This is a genomic window from Natroniella sp. ANB-PHB2 (assembly GCF_046097105.1).
In the GTDB taxonomy this organism is placed as follows: domain Bacteria; phylum Bacillota; class Halanaerobiia; order Halobacteroidales; family Halobacteroidaceae; genus Natroniella.
On the sequence record NZ_CP175562.1, the window covers coordinates 989,242 to 1,008,155 of the forward strand.

Consider the following 18,914-nt stretch of genomic DNA (forward strand, 5'->3'; position numbering starts at 1 on the left):
CAGCTACTCCTCCTCAATATAAAAATTTAAAATATCACTTTTAAAAGCTTCTGTCCTACCTGCTTTTAACTTAGATTTAATTTGAGTTGCTAAAGTCTCTTTAGAATCGATAATTTTAGTTAATGGTTCCAAATAATCAACTTCTGAACTAGCAAGCCCTCTTTTGGCCCACTCCAATAATTGTTTAGCTAATTCTATTAATTTATAATTACCTAAAATAGCATCTAAGCCATCAAGCATACTTCTTTCTCGAGCAGCTAAGACCTCTTCTAAACTGAACCCTCTCACTAACTTGTATAACCTTTTCAAATTCTGTTGATCATAAAACAACCCTTTATATAAAGCTAGCATCGCCCAACTCAGATCAGGAGGGATAGAATCTGTCATCCTAATCTCAATAAACTGTTTTAATCTGACATCAGGAAAGACCATTGTCAATACATGCTCTAGCTCCTGAAGACCGAACTCATTTTCTTCAAAGATCTCTTGACAGGTCTTCTCTCCGGTGGATAAATATTGATTATTAGTCTTTAACAATATTGGCTCTCTTGTCAAGATATATTCTCCATACTTTCTATAACCAAAATCCTCATCAAATACTCCCTCAATAATCCCTGTTCGAGCAGGATCAGTGTTATCCCAAATATATGTTCGTAAAGTCTGTTGTAAATAGACTTCCCCTTCAAAAATAGGAGCATTATCTGTCAATATCGCAAAGAGAGGAGATAAGGCATTAGCAACTCTAAATTTATGTATAAAATCGATTTCACTCTCATAATCCAGGGCTACTTGTAAAGCTGCTGTTCCTTTCATCATATTATGAGCTGTTTCCCCTTTGGCCCCTAAATAATCTGACATAATCTGATACCTCTGTTTAGGATTCCACTCTATCTGCTCAATTTTACTTTTAGGCTGGTAGCCTGAGGTTATTAAATAATATCCTTTCTTATTTAAGATTGGAATAAAGTCTTCTAAAAAATTAAAATAAACTTCTTCCAACTTCTTAATCTCTCCTTTTGGATAAATACTTATTTCTATTTGACCGCCAGGTTCTAAGGTGACTTCCGCTTGTTGAGAGGTCAAACCGACTAAATAGCCATTTTCTTTCTCTTCTTTCCAGCCTTTCCGGGCCAACTCTTCTAGAATATCTTCTATTCCATCATCTTCCCGATAATCAATTGCTCTCCACGTATTCTGCTCTACTATAAAATGCTCAAACTCTACCCCTAAATTCTGCTGAGTAGTCTCTCCTTTCTTAAAAAAATTCTCTAATTTATCTAATTGTTGTTGATACTCCATCTTCTCACCCCATTTACAAAAGTATAAATCAATTCTCTTTTAACATTCTCTTTACTAACTGATTTCTTCTTCTTTCTTTCCCTAAAGTACTCTGACCGAGATGTCCTGGATAAACTGACAACTGATCATCTAACTTCATTACTTTTTGAGAAATTGAATCAGCTAACTGCTGATAGCTTCCTCCAGCTAAATCTGTTCTACCTACTGAACCTTTAAATAAAGTGTCTCCAGTTAATAAAATATCATCTATTTTGATACAAACTCCCCCTGGAGTATGCCCTGGAGTATGAATTATCTCTAATTTTAACTGACCTACTCTTATCTCTTCCCCATCTTGCAATAATTTATCAGCTTTAATACTGACGCTTGGAACTGAAGCGCTATTAGATAAATTCAATTCTGGTTTAAGTAATCTCTCTTCTCCAGCTTCATGAATCCAAACTGGTAACTGCAACTCCTTTTGCAAATCTTCAACAGCTAAAATATGATCATAATGGGAATGAGTTAAAATAATAGCTTTAATACTCAACCCTTCTTGTTCAATGTAATCAAGAATACTCCTCTTTCCACCACCTGGATCTACAATTACTCCTCTTCCTTCTTCATCATTCACAACATAACAGTTAACATTTCCTATTCCTACTGTAAGCTTTTTTAATTTCATTATTTTTCCCCCTTATTGATATTAAATTTAATATTAGATATAAATCTAAGTAGAATCTAAGCTCTTATATTTTTAATGATTGGCTTAGACTTAACTTCAGTCTTAAATTTAAGCTTTATTACTTTAGTATTTACTAAACACTATTATAACAGCATTTTAGATAAGAATAAAGTTTGACATCTAATTATTTATTTATTACAATGTAAGTTAAATAATTCTATTTTAAGGAGGTTGACCCGATGTCTCAAGATTATAAATTTGTTCATTCTTGTATTAGAGTTCTTGACTTAAAAAAATCAATCGAATTTTATCAACAAGCATTAGGACTGGAAGTAGCTAGAAAAAGAGACTTTCCTGAATATGAATTTACTTTAGTTTATCTAACAAGCAGTACAGGTGATTTTGAAATTGAACTTACATATAATTATGATCGTAAAAAGCCTTATACAGTTGGTGACGGATATAGTCATATTGCTGTTACTGTTGATGACTTAAAAAGTTCTTATCAAAGACATCAACAATTAGGCTATGAAGTTAGTGATATTACTAGCCTTAGTGAAGAAGCAAGTGAAGGTTATTATTTTCTAACAGATCCTGATGGGTATCGTACTGAAATTATTCAAAATTAAATATAAAACTTATTCCAATTCCAAAAATAATTGCTCGAAATGTTGATTAGCATAAGCTCCATAATAATTAATCCGCTCTTTATAAAATTTATAGCGACCTAATACTTGAAATAAGTAATTATTATAAAGCTCATCTGCACCTTTAGAGTTAGCATTTGTAAATCCTTGATTATAAGAGATAATAACTCGATTGATATTACTATCATAACGTTGATAGGCTAAAGCTAAATAATAAGTAGCAAATTTAATTCCTAAATCAGTTGGATCTAACTTTCTCCACTTATTATAATCAACATCTAACTGCTCTGCAATCCACTCAGCAGTATTTATCTTCATACTTGATATTCCAATACTTCTTCCTTGATCATAATCACTTCTCGAAACAAAGTTAGTCTCTGTTTCCAAAATAGCAGCAACTAACAATGGATTAACATCTACATTAAATTTTTCAGAATAGTAATTAGACCACTTGATTATCTCTTCAGTATATTCTTCAACTCTAGATTTAGACAAGGTTACAGTTGTATTATATGCGTTATTATGAATATATTTGATCCTATAATTTAAGAAATTTCTTATTTGTTGCTCCTCTCTTTGCATGCTATATGCCATACTAGTAGTAGAAATAATCAATAAAAATAATAAAGAAATACTAATCGTCTTCAATCTCATGGTTGAATCCTCCTTTTTTGTAATATTTAACATATTATATGTTTGTTGTTCATTATTTATTTCATGAATAAGTATTATTTTAGTTAAAATAGTACTTATTATATATTCTCTCTAATCTAGGAAAACACCTTTTCATTCTACTCAAAAACATTTATTGAATATCAAGCAAAGATTTTAGAGATACTAAAAAAAAAGATAAGGAGTTGATTAATAATGGATAGAACGGCACTCATAATAATGATTATTGGAGCATTAAATTGGGGATTAATCGGTTTATTTAGATTTGATTTAGTAGCAAGCCTTTTTGGAGGACAGACTGCAATGCTTAGTAGAATAATTTACTCTATTGTTGGTCTTGCCGGATTATATTCTATCAGTTTACTCTTTAGAGAACGAACCCAAAACGAAATTGAATAAACCTAACTAAAAATAATAAGGCCTTAATATTAAGGCCTTATTAAATCATACTGCTAATTCATCTTTAGTTAGCTCAAGATATTCATCTGCACTCAATAAGCTTTGATGGCAGTTAACAGCTTTCTTTAGCCAAAGGCTGGAATTATCATCTTCAATCAAATCAGTAGCATCATACATACATAATACAAATAGATTACTATCTTCTAACACTTCATTCATAATCTCTTCTAACTCCAAAACAGAATTTTGATCAGCTTCTTTTAATGATTTACTGATCTGATATAAGACCCTAGCTTTATTAAACCTTCCAGCAGAAAAAACTTTTAGTTTCTCTTTCAATCTTTCCTTACCAAATTGCAAATAGACTTCAGCTAAATCTAGCTCGAATATAAACTCCAGTTGAGAAGAATCTTGATACTTCTCGTCAAGTATTTCTAAAATTTCTTCCTTTAATTCATCTTCCACATATAAAAAGACTTTCTCTTCATTTTTTAAACCTTGCTTTAAAAAATGGACTGTTTTTACTAAAAAATGCTCTTTTCCATAATATAAACTACATATATGTTTGCTAGTGCTCCCATCTTCTGAGCTCATTTCAACCCCCCCGAATTTATCCTTAAAATCTTATAAGATTATGATAAATACCTATTATAATAGCTTTATAATTGATTGGCTAGCTAAAACTCTAATTCAGCATTATCATTATAGCAAATATTAACATTTATTTCAAGCAGATTTATTATTATTTTACATTTTTTTACATAGTCGGGGGGAGCTTTTTTAATTAAATTCTTTATTCATAATAATCCTTAAGGCATTAAAAATAGCCAATAACGCTACCCCTACATCTGCAAAGATTGCTGCCCACATCGTCGTCATTCCAAATAACCCCATGATTAGTATAATCCCTTTAACCCCTAATGCTAAAATAATATTTTGCCAGACTACCCTCCGAGTAAAACGAGCAATCTTAATTGCTTCTACTAATTTAGTCGGTTCATCAGTCATCAATACAACATCTGCTGCTTCAATGGCTGCATCTGAACCTAAACCTCCCATAGCTACCCCTATATCACTTCTAGCTAAAACAGGAGCATCATTGATTCCATCTCCTACAAAAATAACCTTAGCTCCTTCTTCTTTTCCTTCAATAAATTGCTCCATTAATTCTACTTTATTTTCAGGTAACAACTCTGCATAATATTCGTCCAGGTTTAAATGATCCTTCACCTGTAAAGCTACTTGCTTAAGATCACCAGTCAACATTGCTAAATTATCAACCTTTAATTCTCGTAAAGCTTTAACTGCTCCCTTAGCATCAGATTTGATTTGATCAGAGATTAAAATAGTTCCTATAAACTCTTGCCCATAACTAACATAGACCTCTGTTCCTTTAAAATTACAAGTTTCAAATTCGATTCCTGCTGCATTCAACAATTTTTGATTGCCTACTAAAAGCTCCTTCCCTTTTACAGTTGCAGTCACTCCTTGACCAGAGATCTCTCGATAATTGTCAATCATTTTATTATTGACTTCTGTTGGACAAGCCTCTACAATTGATTTAGCAATTGGATGATTAGAATTCAATTCTATCATTGCAGCTAATTCCAATACTTCTTCTTCTGTCCAGCCAGCTTGATTATTGATCTCAACTACCTGAAATACCCCTTCTGTTAAAGTACCTGTCTTATCAAAAACAACCTGCTTGACACTATTTAAGGCTTCTAGGTAATTACCACCTTTTACTAAAATCCCATTTTTGGAAGCAGCTCCAATTCCACCAAAAAAACCGAGTGGAATCGAGATTACCAAAGCACAAGGACATGAAATAACTAAAAATACTAAAGCCCGATAAAACCAGAGGCTGAATGCTTCTCCCATAAATAATGGTGGTATGATAGCCACTAAAAAAGCTCCTGCTACAACCAATGGAGTATAGTACCTAGCAAATTTAGTAATAAAATTTTCGGTTGGTGCTTTCTTAGCAGCAGCATTTTCAACTAGATCCAGCACTTTAGCTACTGCAGAATCATTAAATTCCTTTGTAACCCTAACTTTTAAAGCTCCATCTTGATTGATAAAGCCACTTAAAATCTCATCTCCTGCTGTTATCTTTTGTGGTACTGACTCTCCAGTTAGAGCAGAAGTATCAACCCTAGCCGCTCCATCAATCACCTCACCATCAACAGGAACTTTATCTCCTGCCTTGAGCACAATTATATCTCCAACTTCAAGTTCTTCCGGTGCTACTTGCTTGATTTGATCGCCAATTTTTAAATTAGCATAATCAGCTTTGATTTCTAACAAAGACTTAATTGAACGTCGCGAATGATCGACAGCTCTTGCTTGAAAGATTTCACCTACCTTATAAAATAACATCACTGCCACTGCTTCAGGAAATTCTCCAATTGCAAAAGCACCAATAGTAGCAATAGTCATTAAGAAATTTTCATCGAATAGTTGGCCTTTTCCAATATTTTTAATTGCCTTCAAAACTACTGTACCACCAATTATTAAGTAACTACTCCCATACAAAGCTAAGCTTTGTAAAAAAGAAACTTCAAACAATAAAGCTACTACAAATAAACTACTCCCCACAATTAATTTAATCATTTTGTTTCGGAAATTATTACTTTTTTCTTCTTTTGTTTCTGATGTTTTAATTTGTTGCTCAGCAGATACTCTAACTTCAGGCTCTATGCGATTGACAATCTTCTTAACTGACTCAATTATTTCACTACTTACTACATCTTTCTTAAAAATAATTGTCAGCTTTTCTGAGATAAAATCCAACCTCGCCTCCTGTACATTAGACAACTGCTTGACTTCTCTTTCAATTTTAGCAGCACAGTCTGCACAGCCCAATCCTTCCAGTCTTAATTTCATACTCTCTTCTTTTTTATCTGGTTTTAGCTTTGAGTCTATTTTCTCTACCCCCTCTATTACTTTATCTTTAGCTTTAGACTCTTTTTTTATTTCTGTCACCAGTTTTTTAGCCTCCATCTAACCCCTCCTAATAATATATGATTATCTGCTCATATATTATTTAAAAAATATATGAGCGCTTGTTCATATATTATATTACTTTTTAGGAGGTTTTGTCAACAGAATTTCTTATTTTTCTTCTTTAACATGCTCTAATCCTTGGCTAAATAGTTGCAAAATATGATCATCATCCAGTGAATAATAAACAACCCTACCTTCTTTTCTATGCTTAACCAATTTGAAATCCCGCAATTTCCTTAATTGATGAGAAATAGCAGATTGACTCATCTTTAATAATTCAGAGATGTCACAAACACATAGCTCCTGTTTAGCTAAAGCATGTATAATCTTAATTCGTGTCGGATCCCCTAAAACTTTAAAAATATCTGCTAGTTGAGTAATAACCCCTTCAGATAACTCATCCTTCTTCAATTCTTCAATTATTTTCGATTGGATACAATACTCCTGACAAACCAACTTATCCTCTTCCATCTTCAACCTCCCCTATCTTAAGCTGCTGGTTTCTAAAACAACTCTCTTCTTAGTTCAATCAATTCTTCTTTATTAACTATACCCCGTTTGATATACTTAATCCTTCCTTCTTGATCTATAAAATAAGTAGTAGGTAAAACTGAAACTGCATATTCTCCTGCAACCAAACTGGCTTGATCTAATAAGACAATAAATTGATAATCATTACTATTGATAAATTCATTAACGGCCTCTTCTTCTTCCCCTACATTAACACCTAATACTGTAATATCATCATATTCAGTATCAAATTGGGCTAAATCAGGCATCTCCTCGCGACAAGATGGACACCAACTGGCCCAAAAATGAAGAATAACTTTCTGCCCTCTAAACTGAGATAAAGACACCTGATCTCCCCTTAAAGCTGTTAAGTTAAAATCTGGGCCAAACTTTCCAATTTCAATCCCTACCTCCTGATTCAATTCCTTTTCAGCAATCTCGTTGACTAAATTATCCGAGCTAGCAGGGCCAACATAAACCACTGCTAAACTGATTAACCCTAAAATTGCTAGCCCAAATACCATATATTTAAGATAATACTTCCGCATCTTATCAACTCTCCTTAATAAAATAATGCTGTCCAGCGTCCAAGCAAATTAAAATAAATAATGATTCCAAAAATAATCAAAATAAGACCACTTACCTTCTCAAACACCGGTAAAAAATTATTAAAACTACTAATCGCAGCAGCAAATCTGTCAACCATTATTGCAGCAAATAAAAAAGGAATTCCTAAACCTAATGAATAACTAACCAATAATAAAACTCCCATTCCTATCGTCTGAGAAGTTCCTGCATATAATAAAATAGAAGCTAAAACTGGGCCAACACAAGGGGTCCAACCAATAGCAAAAGAGCTTCCCATCAAAATAGAGCCAAACCAACTACTAACTTCTTGAGGTTGGTTGGCCCTAAGCTCTCGATATAATAACTTAATCTCAAAAACTCCTACAATATGTAAACCAAATAGAATAATTATAACTCCACTTATTTTGGTCAATAACCGCCTATATCTAATGAAGAGTTGGCCCAGATAACTTGCCGAAGCCCCCAGTAAAATAAAAATGATTGAAAAACCAATAACAAATCCTACCGCCCTAGTAAAAACAAAAGTCTTATTTTCCTTAGAAGCACTACTCCCCGTTATATAACCAAGATAAGCAGGCACTAAAGGTAAAACACATGGAGACAAAAAAGATAACAAACCTGCTACAAAGGCAATCGTTATTGAAACCTCTTCCAATAGAATCCTCCTTTATTGATATTTAGTGGCACTTTCAGTGCCACTGAGCTATCAGCTATCAGCCTTCAGTCGTGAGCCAGTTCAAAATCTTCAAAGCTAAAATCTAAAATCACTTAACCCCTTAAAATCAAAAGCTTAAAGCTTGTTTTGAATTTGATTTTATGGTTTTGTTTTTAGCTGATAGCTGAGGGCTGATAGCTCACAGCTATGTGGCACAAAAGTGACACATTATTGTAATTAAGCTTCACATTAAAATTAATCAAACAATAATTAATTCTTCATCAGATGTAGTCAAACATTTCGGTTCTTTTTCAGTCACTGCATATGTATTCTCTATACCAATTAAACCTACCTTAGGTATCAATAATTTAGGCTCTAGAGCAATTACCATCCCTTTTTTCAGTTGATAATCAAATCCAGGGGCCAAAAATGGAAATTCATTTAATTCCAACCCTACTCCATGTCCCACAAACCTTACCTGATTATCTCCAAAACCTAAATAATATTCACTGACCCCTAACTCTTCTGCCAATTTCAAACTCTGTTGATAAATATCTCCCCAACTATAATCAACAGTTAAGTAATTCTTCAACTCCCTTTGAAATTTAACCATCTTTTGATATAATTCTTTAACTTCAGCAGACGGTTGACCTATCATTGCTAGTCTAGTTTGATCAATATGATAACCTTTATAATTACTAACATAATCAAACACAATCGGTTCTCCAGCTTTAATTTTCTTATAAGAAGGGCCAATACCTACTCCAGGATAAGTTCCTTCTCCTCCAGCAAGTGCATCAGCCTTAACAGGTTGTAAGGCACTCTTCCCGGAAGCACAAACCCCCACTGAAACAGTATTATTCAACCCCCGCATTCTAATCAATCCAGCATGCCCTTTTTGTTTCAATTCACTTTCAATAGCTGTTGCTAAATTCATTTCACTAATACCTTCTTCTAGATTATTCTTGACTAAAACTGAAAAATCATCCAATTGTGCAGCAGATTTTTGCATCAATTGTAATTCATAATCAGATTTAATCATTCTCAACTGTCTAATCGAATTAATAATTCCAGTTACTTCTTCAGTTCCAAAGAGCTTTTGCAACTTAACTACATCTTTATAAGCTACTACATCTAATTCCAATCCTAATTTGTCTGGTATTCCAATTCCAAAATCAGCAAGCTTTTGTGGTATCTCCTTAGAAGATCCAAATTTAATCACATTCTTCAAGGCGGTTTCTTCTTTAGCCCGTTCTATACCCTTTCGTACCAATAAAACAGGTTGACCTTGTCTAGGAATACATAAATATTGAGCTTGAATCGTACCACTAAAATAATATAAATTTACATTATCAATAATTATTGCTAAGTCGATCTCTTTATGATTTAATTTCTCTTGAAATCCTTCAATTCTTTTATTTAATTCTTGCTTTAATAACTCTCCCATTAGCTCCACTCCTTTTTTAATATTAATTATCATTAAAACTTAAAAACTGACTCTTTTTATGTAACTGTCTGTAAAAATTAACCATTAACTTCTGTAAAAGTGAGCATAAGCTATCTCCTACAATTAAATGTTGGTATCCATACCAATAATAGAAAAGTAATAGACTTATGCCCAGTGACAGTATATCAAATGAAGTTAGTATTGACAACTATTTGACTAATTTAAAATCACCATTAAGAAAACCATACTTTAATCAGATTAATAATTTGACATCAGACATAATCAAATATGAACCTTCCCATAATCTATACGGAATACAATAAAGAAGGACTCTTATAAGAGTCCTTCTTGCTCTAAGAAATCATTTAATTAATGACAATCTTTATCTTCTTGCTCCTCACCTTTATCTTTATGGCACATCCCTTTCATCATAAACAGATGCATCAATGGACATAACAAAAAGATCAACCACCTAAAGTTACCACCTGCAAAACCATCTCTTCCTACTTCTACTCCTGACCCTGCAAACCACCAGATTCCAGCAAACATAGCTATACAACAAAGCAACATCATCCATAGATGATTCCCCCCATACTGATGCCCTTTCTTATTAGACATAAAATTCCTCCTTAAATTTAATTTAGAATTGATTAATGGCAAGAAAAATCATCGTTATCTTGATTATGATCCTTTTCAGTAACTTTTAACTTCTTAGCAAGTAAATAAAAAACTGCCCCTACAAATCCAATCAATACAATTCCTGACAAAAACTCTTCCATTACTTCTCCCTCCTCAAAATCATTCTCTAGACTTCTTAAGCAAGATTCCTGTTACTAGTGCAGTTATAGGAATCGAAATGACCAACCCTATACTACCTGTCAATCCCCTTACAACCTCAGTAGCAATTAAGTCCATATTAATAACCCTAATCCAAGGCATCTCTGCTCCCATCAATAATAACAATAAAGGAATCGTTCCTCCTACATAAGCTAATAATAATGTGTTAGCCATAGTTCCCATAATATCACGACCTACATTCAAACCTGAGTTGATCAATTCTACCTGTTCAATCTGGGGGTTGGCCCGCTTAATTTCAAACATTGCCGATGCTACCGACATACTAACATCTGTGACAGCCCCCAAAGAACCAATAATTATTCCTGCAAATAAGAGGCCTTGAATATTGATTGCTTGGTCCATCACAAGTAGCATCTGTGCTTCTTGATTATTAAACCCAGTCAAATTAGCTAGTCTACCGACCCACAATGCTAAAAGACCTGCTACTAAAACTCCAACACTGGTACCTATAATTGCTACTAAAGACTTAAGATTAAAACCACTAACCAACAAGAAGGTAGGAATTAAAATAATAATTGCACTTGCTACTCCTACACCAATTGGATTATACCCTGCCAACATTAAAGGCAACATAATTTTAACAATCGTAAATCCTGCTAATAGTAAGGTTAATAACGTCTTTACCCCTTTAAGCTTACCTACCACTAATAAACAGACTACAAAGAGCACTAATAGATACAGTAAACTCCTATCTCTAGCAATATCATGTAAATAAATCCCTTCTAGATTGTCTTCTTCCATTGTTACTAAAATAACTTCCATACCCTCTTCAAGATAAAGATTGTAATAGTAATGACCTTCTTGATAGGTATTATCGACATCAATCACTTCGTCTTGATGTGGCCCTGTTGTAATAACAACTCTAGCCCTTTGATTTATCTGTTCTTCAGTCGTACTAAAATCATCATCATCTATTTCAATATCTTGCACCAAAATAACTCGACCTCGATAATAACTTTCTTCTTGCTCTGCTTGTTCTTGTGGCTGCTCACCTACTTCTTCTGGTGGTGTTATTTGTTGCTCTGAATCGTTGAAATCAATCTCTTCAGCCATAATAACGGTCGCACTAACAATAATTGTAATTAATACTAAGATTATTACCTTCAGTTTCTGGTTCATACTTCTCAGCCCTTTACTTGTTAATAGAGAAAATAATAGATCAAAATAGATAAAATTACCATTCCTGCAACAATTAAATTATCCCTTAACTTTTCTGATTTATTCACCAACTTCGGTTCAGATGATAATTGATTATTTTTAAGGTATAAAGCTAGTCCTCCAGTTATTATAATTAAGAATAAACTGGTTACATGAACTACAGTAAATTGTCCCACTACAATTGGGTTGGTTCTAAAGAACTCAATAACTCCTCGATTAATAGAGAAACCAATTAAATAAATCATAAATAATTGACCATTATATTTAACTTTATCCCGATAGTTCCATAAGATCAAGAACAAGCCATAATTAAGCAGTGATTCATAAATCTGTACTGGGTGTAAAAGCTGGTTATCCAACGTAACACCCCACAATTGCGGATTGACCATTGGAATCCCAAAGACATCACAACCAACTCTAGCAATTGCCTGTCCTAAGATTATTGCTGGAGCAAATGTATCTGCAACCTTCCAGAAGGGAATTTGATGATATTTAGTATAAGCTACGCCAAATAAGATCGCTCCTAATAATCCTCCTTGAATAGATAGTCCTCCAGTATGAAGCATCAAGATCTGTCCTGGATTATTAAAATAATAACCTGGGTTAAAGACTAATACATAATAAATTCTGGCCCCAATAATTCCTGCTATCATACCCAAGAGGGCCAAATTAAATACTAGATCAACATCTAACCCTTTTCTCTTTGCTTCCTTTTGTACTACATAAATACCAGCTAACATCCCTAAAGCAATGAATACTCCAAATAAATGAACTGAAAAAGGCCCTAAATGAATAAGTGCTTCTCTCATTTTTTCAACCCTCTCTCCGTTTAGTGACTAGTTAAAGTAGAAAATCATGTGCGTTAATTTAATACATATTTTCTACAAATCAGTTTGCTTTATATTGATATAATGTGTAACTTCGTGACACAGCCGTCAGCTATCAGCCATGAGTCGTCAGCCCAATCAAAACCTATTAAACCCCAACAAGTAAAACCATCTCAAACTAGGAAATATAATGGTTTCTAGATGCTTTAATTTTTATTGATTTTAAATGCTCTTAGCTGATAGCTGACCCTACGAGTCTAAAAATCAAGACTCTTCGTAACAAAAACCGTTCGCTATGTGGCACTTTTGTGCCACATTATTGTAATTAAGCATCACTTAATAGCTATCTCATGTGGTTCTTCTCCTACTTCAAATTCAGCCACTACTTGATAATTTATCGCATCAATCAAAATTACTTTATCTTCTCTAGCATTAGTTACAACTACATAATTACCATCAGGTGTAAAAGCTAAATGATTAGCATACTCTCCAGCATCAATATATCGTTCAATTTGCAAAGTTTCAGCATTGATTACTGCTACATCTTCTGTGATTCGATTAGCAGTCCAAACCTCTTTACTATCAGGAGAGACAACAACCCCATGAGTTCCTTCCCCTGCTGGGATTTGAACTATTTCTTTAAATTCTTCTAAATCTACTACTGAAACCGTATTAGACTCCCAATTAGCTACATAAGCTCTCTTGCCATCAGGAGCAACTCTTGATTCATTTGGCCCTTCTCCTACCGGAATAGTCTGTTTAACCTCAAACTGAGGTATTGAAATCATAGAAAGACTATTATCATCTAAATTGGTCAATAGTGCAAAATCGCTGTTAGGAGTAAAATCAATATGGCTTGGATTAGAACCAAATCCTTCCGTCATTCGTTCAATAATCTCTTGTTCTTCAATATCAATAACAATCACTTCATCATTAGCAGAACTAGCAATAAATGCATATTTTCCATCAGGAGTTATATCTAATCCATGGACTCCAACCCCTGCCGGAATAACATTAATCACTTCATTATAAGCGGTATCAATCACTTTAACCTCTCCATTAGTTTCATCACCTACAAAAAGCTCCTTGCCATCTGGAGTAATTGCTATGCCATGTGATGATCGCTCACTGATTTTCAACTCATCAACCAAATCTTTTTCTGTCAAGTCAATAACTGAGACTGTACCACTGCTAGCATTAGTTATATAAGCTTGATAACCAATATCATTACTATTATTATATGAAATAGCTAATAAAACCACAATGGAAATTATCACTACAACACTAACAATCCCCTTTTTATTCATCTTCGCTGTCCTCCTCCTTTTAAATCCTCCTTAATCAAATTGCCACTCAAATTGATGTTCAGCACCATTAATCTCTTTAAAAATCAGTTCAACAAAAGTTGTATTCTCATCAATTAATAATTGACCTGTTTCAGTCTCATTGCTAACTTCTAACTTGCCACTAGGATGATGACTATCTTCTTGTAGCCATTCCCAATTTACTTCTCCTGCAACTCCATTATCACTTCTGACTTCAGTGATTTCTTCAATCTCTAATTCTAATAAGTTACCACTATGAGTATCCATATTAACTTCAAACTTTAATCCCTCTTCAGTGTGACTAGGCTTTGATAGGATAGCAAGAATCATAACTCCAGCTTGGTTAGAGCTACGACTCCAATCCTCTTCAAATGCCTCAGTTTCAGCAGTCTCTTCTGTTAGATGCTGACTCTCAATTTCTCCAACAGCAGACATATTATTATTTAACTCATCATTTTCAGTTTCATTCATTCTTAAATAATAAGCTCCACCAAGAAAAATTAATACTCCTACTAATATAATGCTTAGTTTTTTTTCAGTTGATTTAAAGTACACTTTTATCGTCCTCCTTTATACTTATATATGGTACCTAGGTAAGGTATATGGAAGTTAAAAAATTAATTCTTCTTTAAATCATTAACTAATTGTTGATACTCTTTTTTACTGATCTCTCCACGGGCATACCTTTTCTTAGCTATTTCTATTGCATCTTCTGATTTAGTTTTATTCAATTGTTTATTACTGTAATTATTATTATTAGTTAATCTCTTAATCAAAAAAATCGCTAATGCAATAATTACTATCCAAAAGGTTGCCATTCCAATCATATGCAACCATCCTCCAAATCTCGTTCCATGCCCCCAATAATGCATCATTATAAACTCCCCCTCAAAAAGTATCAGTCTGAATAGTGTGTGTCAGCAAAAACAAAACCTTAGTACTTATATTTTTGAACTTACTCACACTCCCACACAAGACTGATACAATATTTTAATTAAACCAATCCACCATTCCACCATGATAACCTCTTCCCATATGAGAGAAGTTAGACCCTCTTTTTTCTCTTCTAAAAGAACGATGACAATCAGATTGGCCCTTAGCACTCAACATATTCAATTGCTCTGTAGTTAATATATCCCTTAAATATAATTTATAATCAGCTCGCAATGAATCTAACTCTCCTTGTAACTTCTTAACTTCTGTTTGTTGTTCTTCAATTCTATTGTTGCTTACTTCAGCATCAAAATATAAATCATGCAATTGATATCTCTTATCTCTCAATTGATAACTAATCTCTCTAATTTGACGATAATGATCATCAGTCAACCTCTCTATTTCTCTAGACTCTTCTTGGGATAAGTTTAAATTATCCCAGTCTTTTGCTTCATAACCTCTATGGTTTCTTCCGCGCATCATTCCATATCCTAAATTAGAAAAGCCAGCTAATAAAATAAACACTATTACTAAACTAACAATCCGCTTATTCATCTCTATCCCCTCCTTGCTATACTTTATTATTCTTTCTTATCTTATTATAGGATATAAATATTAAGAAATTATTAAGAAATTATTAAATTTTATTTAAACTCTGATGATCTGTTAATTCAACTCTAATATACTATTATTAAACACAAAGAATTCACCTGAAATTTCAGATGAATTCTTTATTAATTAATCTTTATAAGATGGTTTAATATTAACTTTTTTCAATCGTGTAGAATTCAAAACTACATTAATTGAGCTGGTAGCCATTGCTGCAGCTCCAATAATAGGATGAATTAATCCAAAAAAGGCTGCTGGAATAGCTAAAGCATTATAGAACCAAGCCCAAAAATAATTCTGTTTAATCTTATTAAAAGTAGCATTGGATAATTTAATAGCTGAAATTACAGCACTTAAATCTCCTCGAACAAGAGTAATATCTGCTGCTTCAATCGCAATATCAGTTCCAGTTCCAATAGCTATACCAACATTTGCTTGCTTTAAGGCTGGAGCATCATTAATTCCATCTCCAACCATAGCTACTGTATCATATTCCTCTTGTAATTTTTCTACCTCATCTACTTTACCTTCTGGTAATACCTCAGCTAAGACCCTACTAATACCTACTTTATCAGCAATTGCTTCAGCAGTCCGTTGATTATCACCTGTAATCATTGCTGTTTTAATCCCCATCTTCTCAATCTCAGCAATAGCTTGAGTAGAATCTTCCTTGATTGTATCAGCTACCGCTATAATTCCAGCTAACTTCCCATCAACAGCCAACAACATAGCTGTTTTAGCTTCTTTTTCTAATCTTTCTAATTCAGAGCCATGCTCAGTATGCTCTATATTATTCTCATTCATCAACCTTCGATTACCAATTAGTATTTCTTGATCATCTACTACTCCTCTAACACCTTTCCCAGTAATTGAAGAAAAGTCTGTTACTTCCTGAAGCTCAATACCTTCTGCTTTAGCTCCTTCTACAATGGCTTGCCCTAATGGATGTTCAGAAGCAACCTCTATACTCCCAGCATATAATAATACAGCCTGTTGACTATAATTATTAAAGCTCAATATATCAGTAACTTCTGGAGCACCTTTCGTAATCGTTCCTGTTTTATCGAAAGCAATAATCTTTGTATCCTTAATCGTCTGAATAGCTTCACCTTTTCTGATCAAAACACCATTTTCTGCTCCTAAACCACTACCAACCATAATTGCTGTCGGCGTAGCTAAACCTAACGCACATGGACAAGAAATAACTAAGACCGAAATCGTAGCTAAGATTGCCAAAGCTAAGATAGATAAATCAGGAAAAGTCCATGGTAAATTAAATATTTCTAAAACTCCACGATGAAATTCAGGAAATACCATCCAAGAAATAAAAGCCCACGTAGCAAGTACTAATACCCCTGGCACAAAATAACCGGTTATCCTATCTGCAAACTCTTGAATTGGAACCTTAGAACCTTGGCACTCTTCAACCATCTTAATTACTTGAGAGAAGAAGGTATCTTTACCTACTTTAGTTGCTTTAACCTTTAACATCCCTTGCTTGTTAATAGTAGAACCAATCACTTCATCCCCTTCTTTTCTTTCTACTGGTAAAGACTCTCCAGTCGCCATCGATTCATCAACAGTACTCTGTCCATCAACTACTACACCGTCAGTTGGAATCTTCTCTCCCGGCTTGATTAACATAATATCGTCTTCTTGAAGATCTTCAATCGGCACTTCTTTTTCTTCTCCATCGACAATTATCCTTGCTTCTTTTGCTTCCATTTCTAATAACTTCTTAATTGCTTGCGAAGCCTTTCCTTTTGCTTTCGCTTCTAAATATCTACCTACTAAATGTAAAGTTATAATCGAAGCTGCCATCTCAACAAATGATATTATTGGTAACCAGAAGGCTAAAAAGTTCAAAAGATAAGCAATCAAAGAACCCATAGTTACCAAAGTATCCATATTAGGACTCAAATTTTTAACTGCTTTAAAACTCGCTTTGTGAGTCTCCCAACCAGCAATTACTATTGGAGGAAAACCTAAAATTGTAATTATAGTAAAATAATAAGGAATCTCTATAATAAACATATGAATCATCATCAAAATCATAATTGGAGCAGCAAATGCAATACCAAAAATCATTCTTTTAAAAGCTTCATCTACTTTCTTCTGCTCTCGATCCACTTCTTCTTCTCTCTCTTGATCAATCACTTCATATCCTGTTTTTTCAATCGTCTTCTTAATTTCTTCAGTAGTTATTTGACTAGGATCATATTTAATCGTAGCTTTTTCCATAGTAAAATTAACATTGACCTCTTTAGCTCCAGATAATTGCTTTAAACTCTTTTCCACTCGCTGTGCACAAGCTGTACAGGTCATCCCTGCTAACTGTAAGCTCAACTTTTTCTGTTGGTCATTCATTAACTCAGCTTTATAGCCTGCCTGATCGATCAATTCAAATACTTGATCAAGCTCAATTTGTGCTGGCTTATATTCAATATAAGCTTTTTCAACAGCAAAATTAACCTGTACTGATTTTATCCCTTCTTCTTGTTGTAAATTCTTCTCCACACGCTGAGAACAACTAGTACAAGTCATTCCTGAAACCTTTAAAGTAACTTTCTTTGTTTGCTCATTCTCTTTTTGTGCTGTAGAACTCATCTGTCATCCCTCCTCTAATTATTTCTTAGTATATTGTTTACCTTGTTAGTAAAATTAATACTTTTTTACCCCCTGGGGGTATGTTGTGGTTATAAGATTACCATACCTTGACCATTATGTCAAGTCTTTTTCATTTTAATTGATATATAGTTTAAGTCCAAGTCTAAGTTTAAGTAAGAACTAAAAACCTTTATGTTTTTAACGATTGCCTTAACCTCAAACTCAAACTTAAGCTGTTTTGTAATTAATCTCAACATATTTTATCCATACTTATCCAATAATAAAATAAAAGGAGGAATACATATGACTATGACAACCCATATGGATAAATATCAGACCTGTATTGAACTTACTGCTAAGTGCTTGAATGAATGTGAGTTTTGCTTAGATGCTTGCTTGAATGCTCCTGATGTCGATCAGCGTATTACATGCATTGAACTACTCAGAGATTGTGCTGATATCTGTGCCTTAACTACCAAATTTATGACTAGAAATAGTGACTTTGCTACCGAAATTGCCAACTTATGTGCAGATATCTGTAACGCCTGTGCTACTGAATGTGAAAAATTCGATGATCCACACTGCCAGCCTTGTGCTAAAATCTGTCGTCAATGTGCTACTGAATGTCGTAACATGGCTCAACCTTAAACTAAAATGATTGGCCCATAAAAATACCCCTGCCGCATATGCGGCAGGGGTTAAATACAGTG

At 33.6% G+C, this 18,914-nt stretch carries 21 protein-coding genes; 3 read left to right on the forward strand and 18 right to left on the reverse strand.

Annotated elements, in window-relative coordinates; genetic code table 11:
* Positions 1–3: 3 nt before the first annotated feature.
* Positions 4–1,299 carry a glutamate--cysteine ligase gene (locus ACKF5P_RS05005; RefSeq protein ID WP_408956393.1) on the reverse strand — a complete coding sequence of 432 codons (1,296 nt, stop codon included), beginning with the start codon at positions 1,297–1,299 and terminating at the stop codon, positions 4–6.
* A gap of 28 nt (positions 1,300–1,327) precedes the next feature.
* Positions 1,328–1,963 carry an MBL fold metallo-hydrolase gene (locus ACKF5P_RS05010; protein WP_408956394.1) on the reverse strand — a complete coding sequence of 212 codons (636 nt, stop codon included), beginning with the start codon at positions 1,961–1,963 and terminating at the stop codon, positions 1,328–1,330.
* A gap of 239 nt (positions 1,964–2,202) precedes the next feature.
* Here ACKF5P_RS05010 and ACKF5P_RS05015 point away from each other — a divergent pair, with 239 nt between their 5' ends.
* Positions 2,203–2,592, forward strand: coding sequence for a VOC family protein (locus ACKF5P_RS05015; protein WP_408956395.1), 390 nt, complete (start codon positions 2,203–2,205; stop codon positions 2,590–2,592).
* A 9-nt stretch (positions 2,593–2,601) separates the two neighbouring features.
* Here ACKF5P_RS05015 and ACKF5P_RS05020 read toward each other — a convergent pair whose 3' ends face one another.
* Positions 2,602–3,264, reverse strand: a complete 663-nt coding sequence (locus tag ACKF5P_RS05020; protein WP_408956396.1) for a transglycosylase SLT domain-containing protein — start codon at positions 3,262–3,264, stop codon at positions 2,602–2,604.
* A 213-nt stretch (positions 3,265–3,477) separates the two neighbouring features.
* On the opposite strand from ACKF5P_RS05020, the gene ACKF5P_RS05025 reads away from it, so the two are divergent.
* Complete coding sequence (locus ACKF5P_RS05025; RefSeq protein WP_408956397.1) at positions 3,478–3,681, forward strand: DUF378 domain-containing protein; 204 nt, start codon at positions 3,478–3,480, stop codon at positions 3,679–3,681.
* 45 nt (positions 3,682–3,726) lie between these two features.
* On the opposite strand, the gene ACKF5P_RS05030 is transcribed toward ACKF5P_RS05025, so the two are convergent.
* From ACKF5P_RS05030 to ACKF5P_RS05100, 15 genes are all read right to left on the reverse strand, one after another.
* Positions 3,727–4,275: an MEDS domain-containing protein gene (locus ACKF5P_RS05030; protein ID WP_408956398.1), complete on the reverse strand. Its 549-nt coding sequence runs from the start codon at positions 4,273–4,275 to the stop codon at positions 3,727–3,729.
* A 186-nt stretch (positions 4,276–4,461) separates the two neighbouring features.
* A complete protein-coding gene (locus tag ACKF5P_RS05035; protein WP_408956399.1) occupies positions 4,462–6,684 on the reverse strand; it encodes a heavy metal translocating P-type ATPase in 2,223 nt (740 codons plus the stop codon).
* A 111-nt stretch (positions 6,685–6,795) separates the two neighbouring features.
* Positions 6,796–7,158 (reverse strand): ArsR/SmtB family transcription factor, encoded by a 363-nt coding sequence (locus ACKF5P_RS05040; RefSeq protein WP_408956400.1) that lies wholly within the window; start codon positions 7,156–7,158, stop codon positions 6,796–6,798.
* Positions 7,159–7,190: 32 nt separating this feature from the next.
* Positions 7,191–7,745, reverse strand: coding sequence for a TlpA family protein disulfide reductase (locus ACKF5P_RS05045; RefSeq protein ID WP_408956401.1), 555 nt, complete (start codon positions 7,743–7,745; stop codon positions 7,191–7,193).
* A 14-nt stretch (positions 7,746–7,759) separates the two neighbouring features.
* Positions 7,760–8,440: a cytochrome c biogenesis CcdA family protein gene (locus ACKF5P_RS05050; protein ID WP_408956402.1), complete on the reverse strand. Its 681-nt coding sequence runs from the start codon at positions 8,438–8,440 to the stop codon at positions 7,760–7,762.
* Positions 8,441–8,699: 259 nt separating this feature from the next.
* On the reverse strand, positions 8,700–9,887 hold the full coding sequence (locus ACKF5P_RS05055; RefSeq protein WP_408956403.1) for a M24 family metallopeptidase: 1,188 nt from the start codon (positions 9,885–9,887) through the stop codon (positions 8,700–8,702).
* Between the two features lie 369 nt (positions 9,888–10,256).
* Entirely contained in the window at positions 10,257–10,505 is a 249-nt protein-coding gene (locus ACKF5P_RS05060; protein ID WP_408956404.1) for a DUF2933 domain-containing protein, read from the reverse strand.
* 32 nt (positions 10,506–10,537) lie between these two features.
* Positions 10,538–10,666 (reverse strand): hypothetical protein, encoded by a 129-nt coding sequence (locus ACKF5P_RS05065; RefSeq protein WP_408956405.1) that lies wholly within the window; start codon positions 10,664–10,666, stop codon positions 10,538–10,540.
* Between the two features lie 19 nt (positions 10,667–10,685).
* Positions 10,686–11,864 carry a YibE/F family protein gene (locus ACKF5P_RS05070; RefSeq protein ID WP_408956406.1) on the reverse strand — a complete coding sequence of 393 codons (1,179 nt, stop codon included), beginning with the start codon at positions 11,862–11,864 and terminating at the stop codon, positions 10,686–10,688.
* Between the two features lie 20 nt (positions 11,865–11,884).
* Complete coding sequence (gene lgt, locus ACKF5P_RS05075) at positions 11,885–12,712, reverse strand: prolipoprotein diacylglyceryl transferase (RefSeq protein ID WP_408956407.1); 828 nt, start codon at positions 12,710–12,712, stop codon at positions 11,885–11,887.
* A 350-nt stretch (positions 12,713–13,062) separates the two neighbouring features.
* Positions 13,063–14,037: a beta-propeller fold lactonase family protein gene (locus ACKF5P_RS05080; protein WP_408956408.1), complete on the reverse strand. Its 975-nt coding sequence runs from the start codon at positions 14,035–14,037 to the stop codon at positions 13,063–13,065.
* Positions 14,038–14,067: 30 nt separating this feature from the next.
* Positions 14,068–14,610, reverse strand: a complete 543-nt coding sequence (locus ACKF5P_RS05085) for a hypothetical protein (protein ID WP_408956409.1) — start codon at positions 14,608–14,610, stop codon at positions 14,068–14,070.
* Between the two features lie 62 nt (positions 14,611–14,672).
* Positions 14,673–14,930, reverse strand: coding sequence for an SHOCT domain-containing protein (locus ACKF5P_RS05090; protein ID WP_408956410.1), 258 nt, complete (start codon positions 14,928–14,930; stop codon positions 14,673–14,675).
* Between the two features lie 115 nt (positions 14,931–15,045).
* Entirely contained in the window at positions 15,046–15,543 is a 498-nt protein-coding gene (locus ACKF5P_RS05095; RefSeq protein WP_408956411.1) for a Spy/CpxP family protein refolding chaperone, read from the reverse strand.
* A gap of 183 nt (positions 15,544–15,726) precedes the next feature.
* Positions 15,727–18,204, reverse strand: coding sequence for a heavy metal translocating P-type ATPase (locus ACKF5P_RS05100; RefSeq protein WP_408956412.1), 2,478 nt, complete (start codon positions 18,202–18,204; stop codon positions 15,727–15,729).
* 303 nt (positions 18,205–18,507) lie between these two features.
* Between ACKF5P_RS05100 and ACKF5P_RS05105 the strand changes: the two genes are divergently transcribed.
* The gene (locus ACKF5P_RS05105) at positions 18,508–18,852 is read left to right on the forward strand and encodes a four-helix bundle copper-binding protein (protein WP_408956413.1); all 345 of its coding nucleotides are present in this window, start codon (positions 18,508–18,510) and stop codon (positions 18,850–18,852) included.
* Positions 18,853–18,914 lie beyond the last annotated feature (62 nt).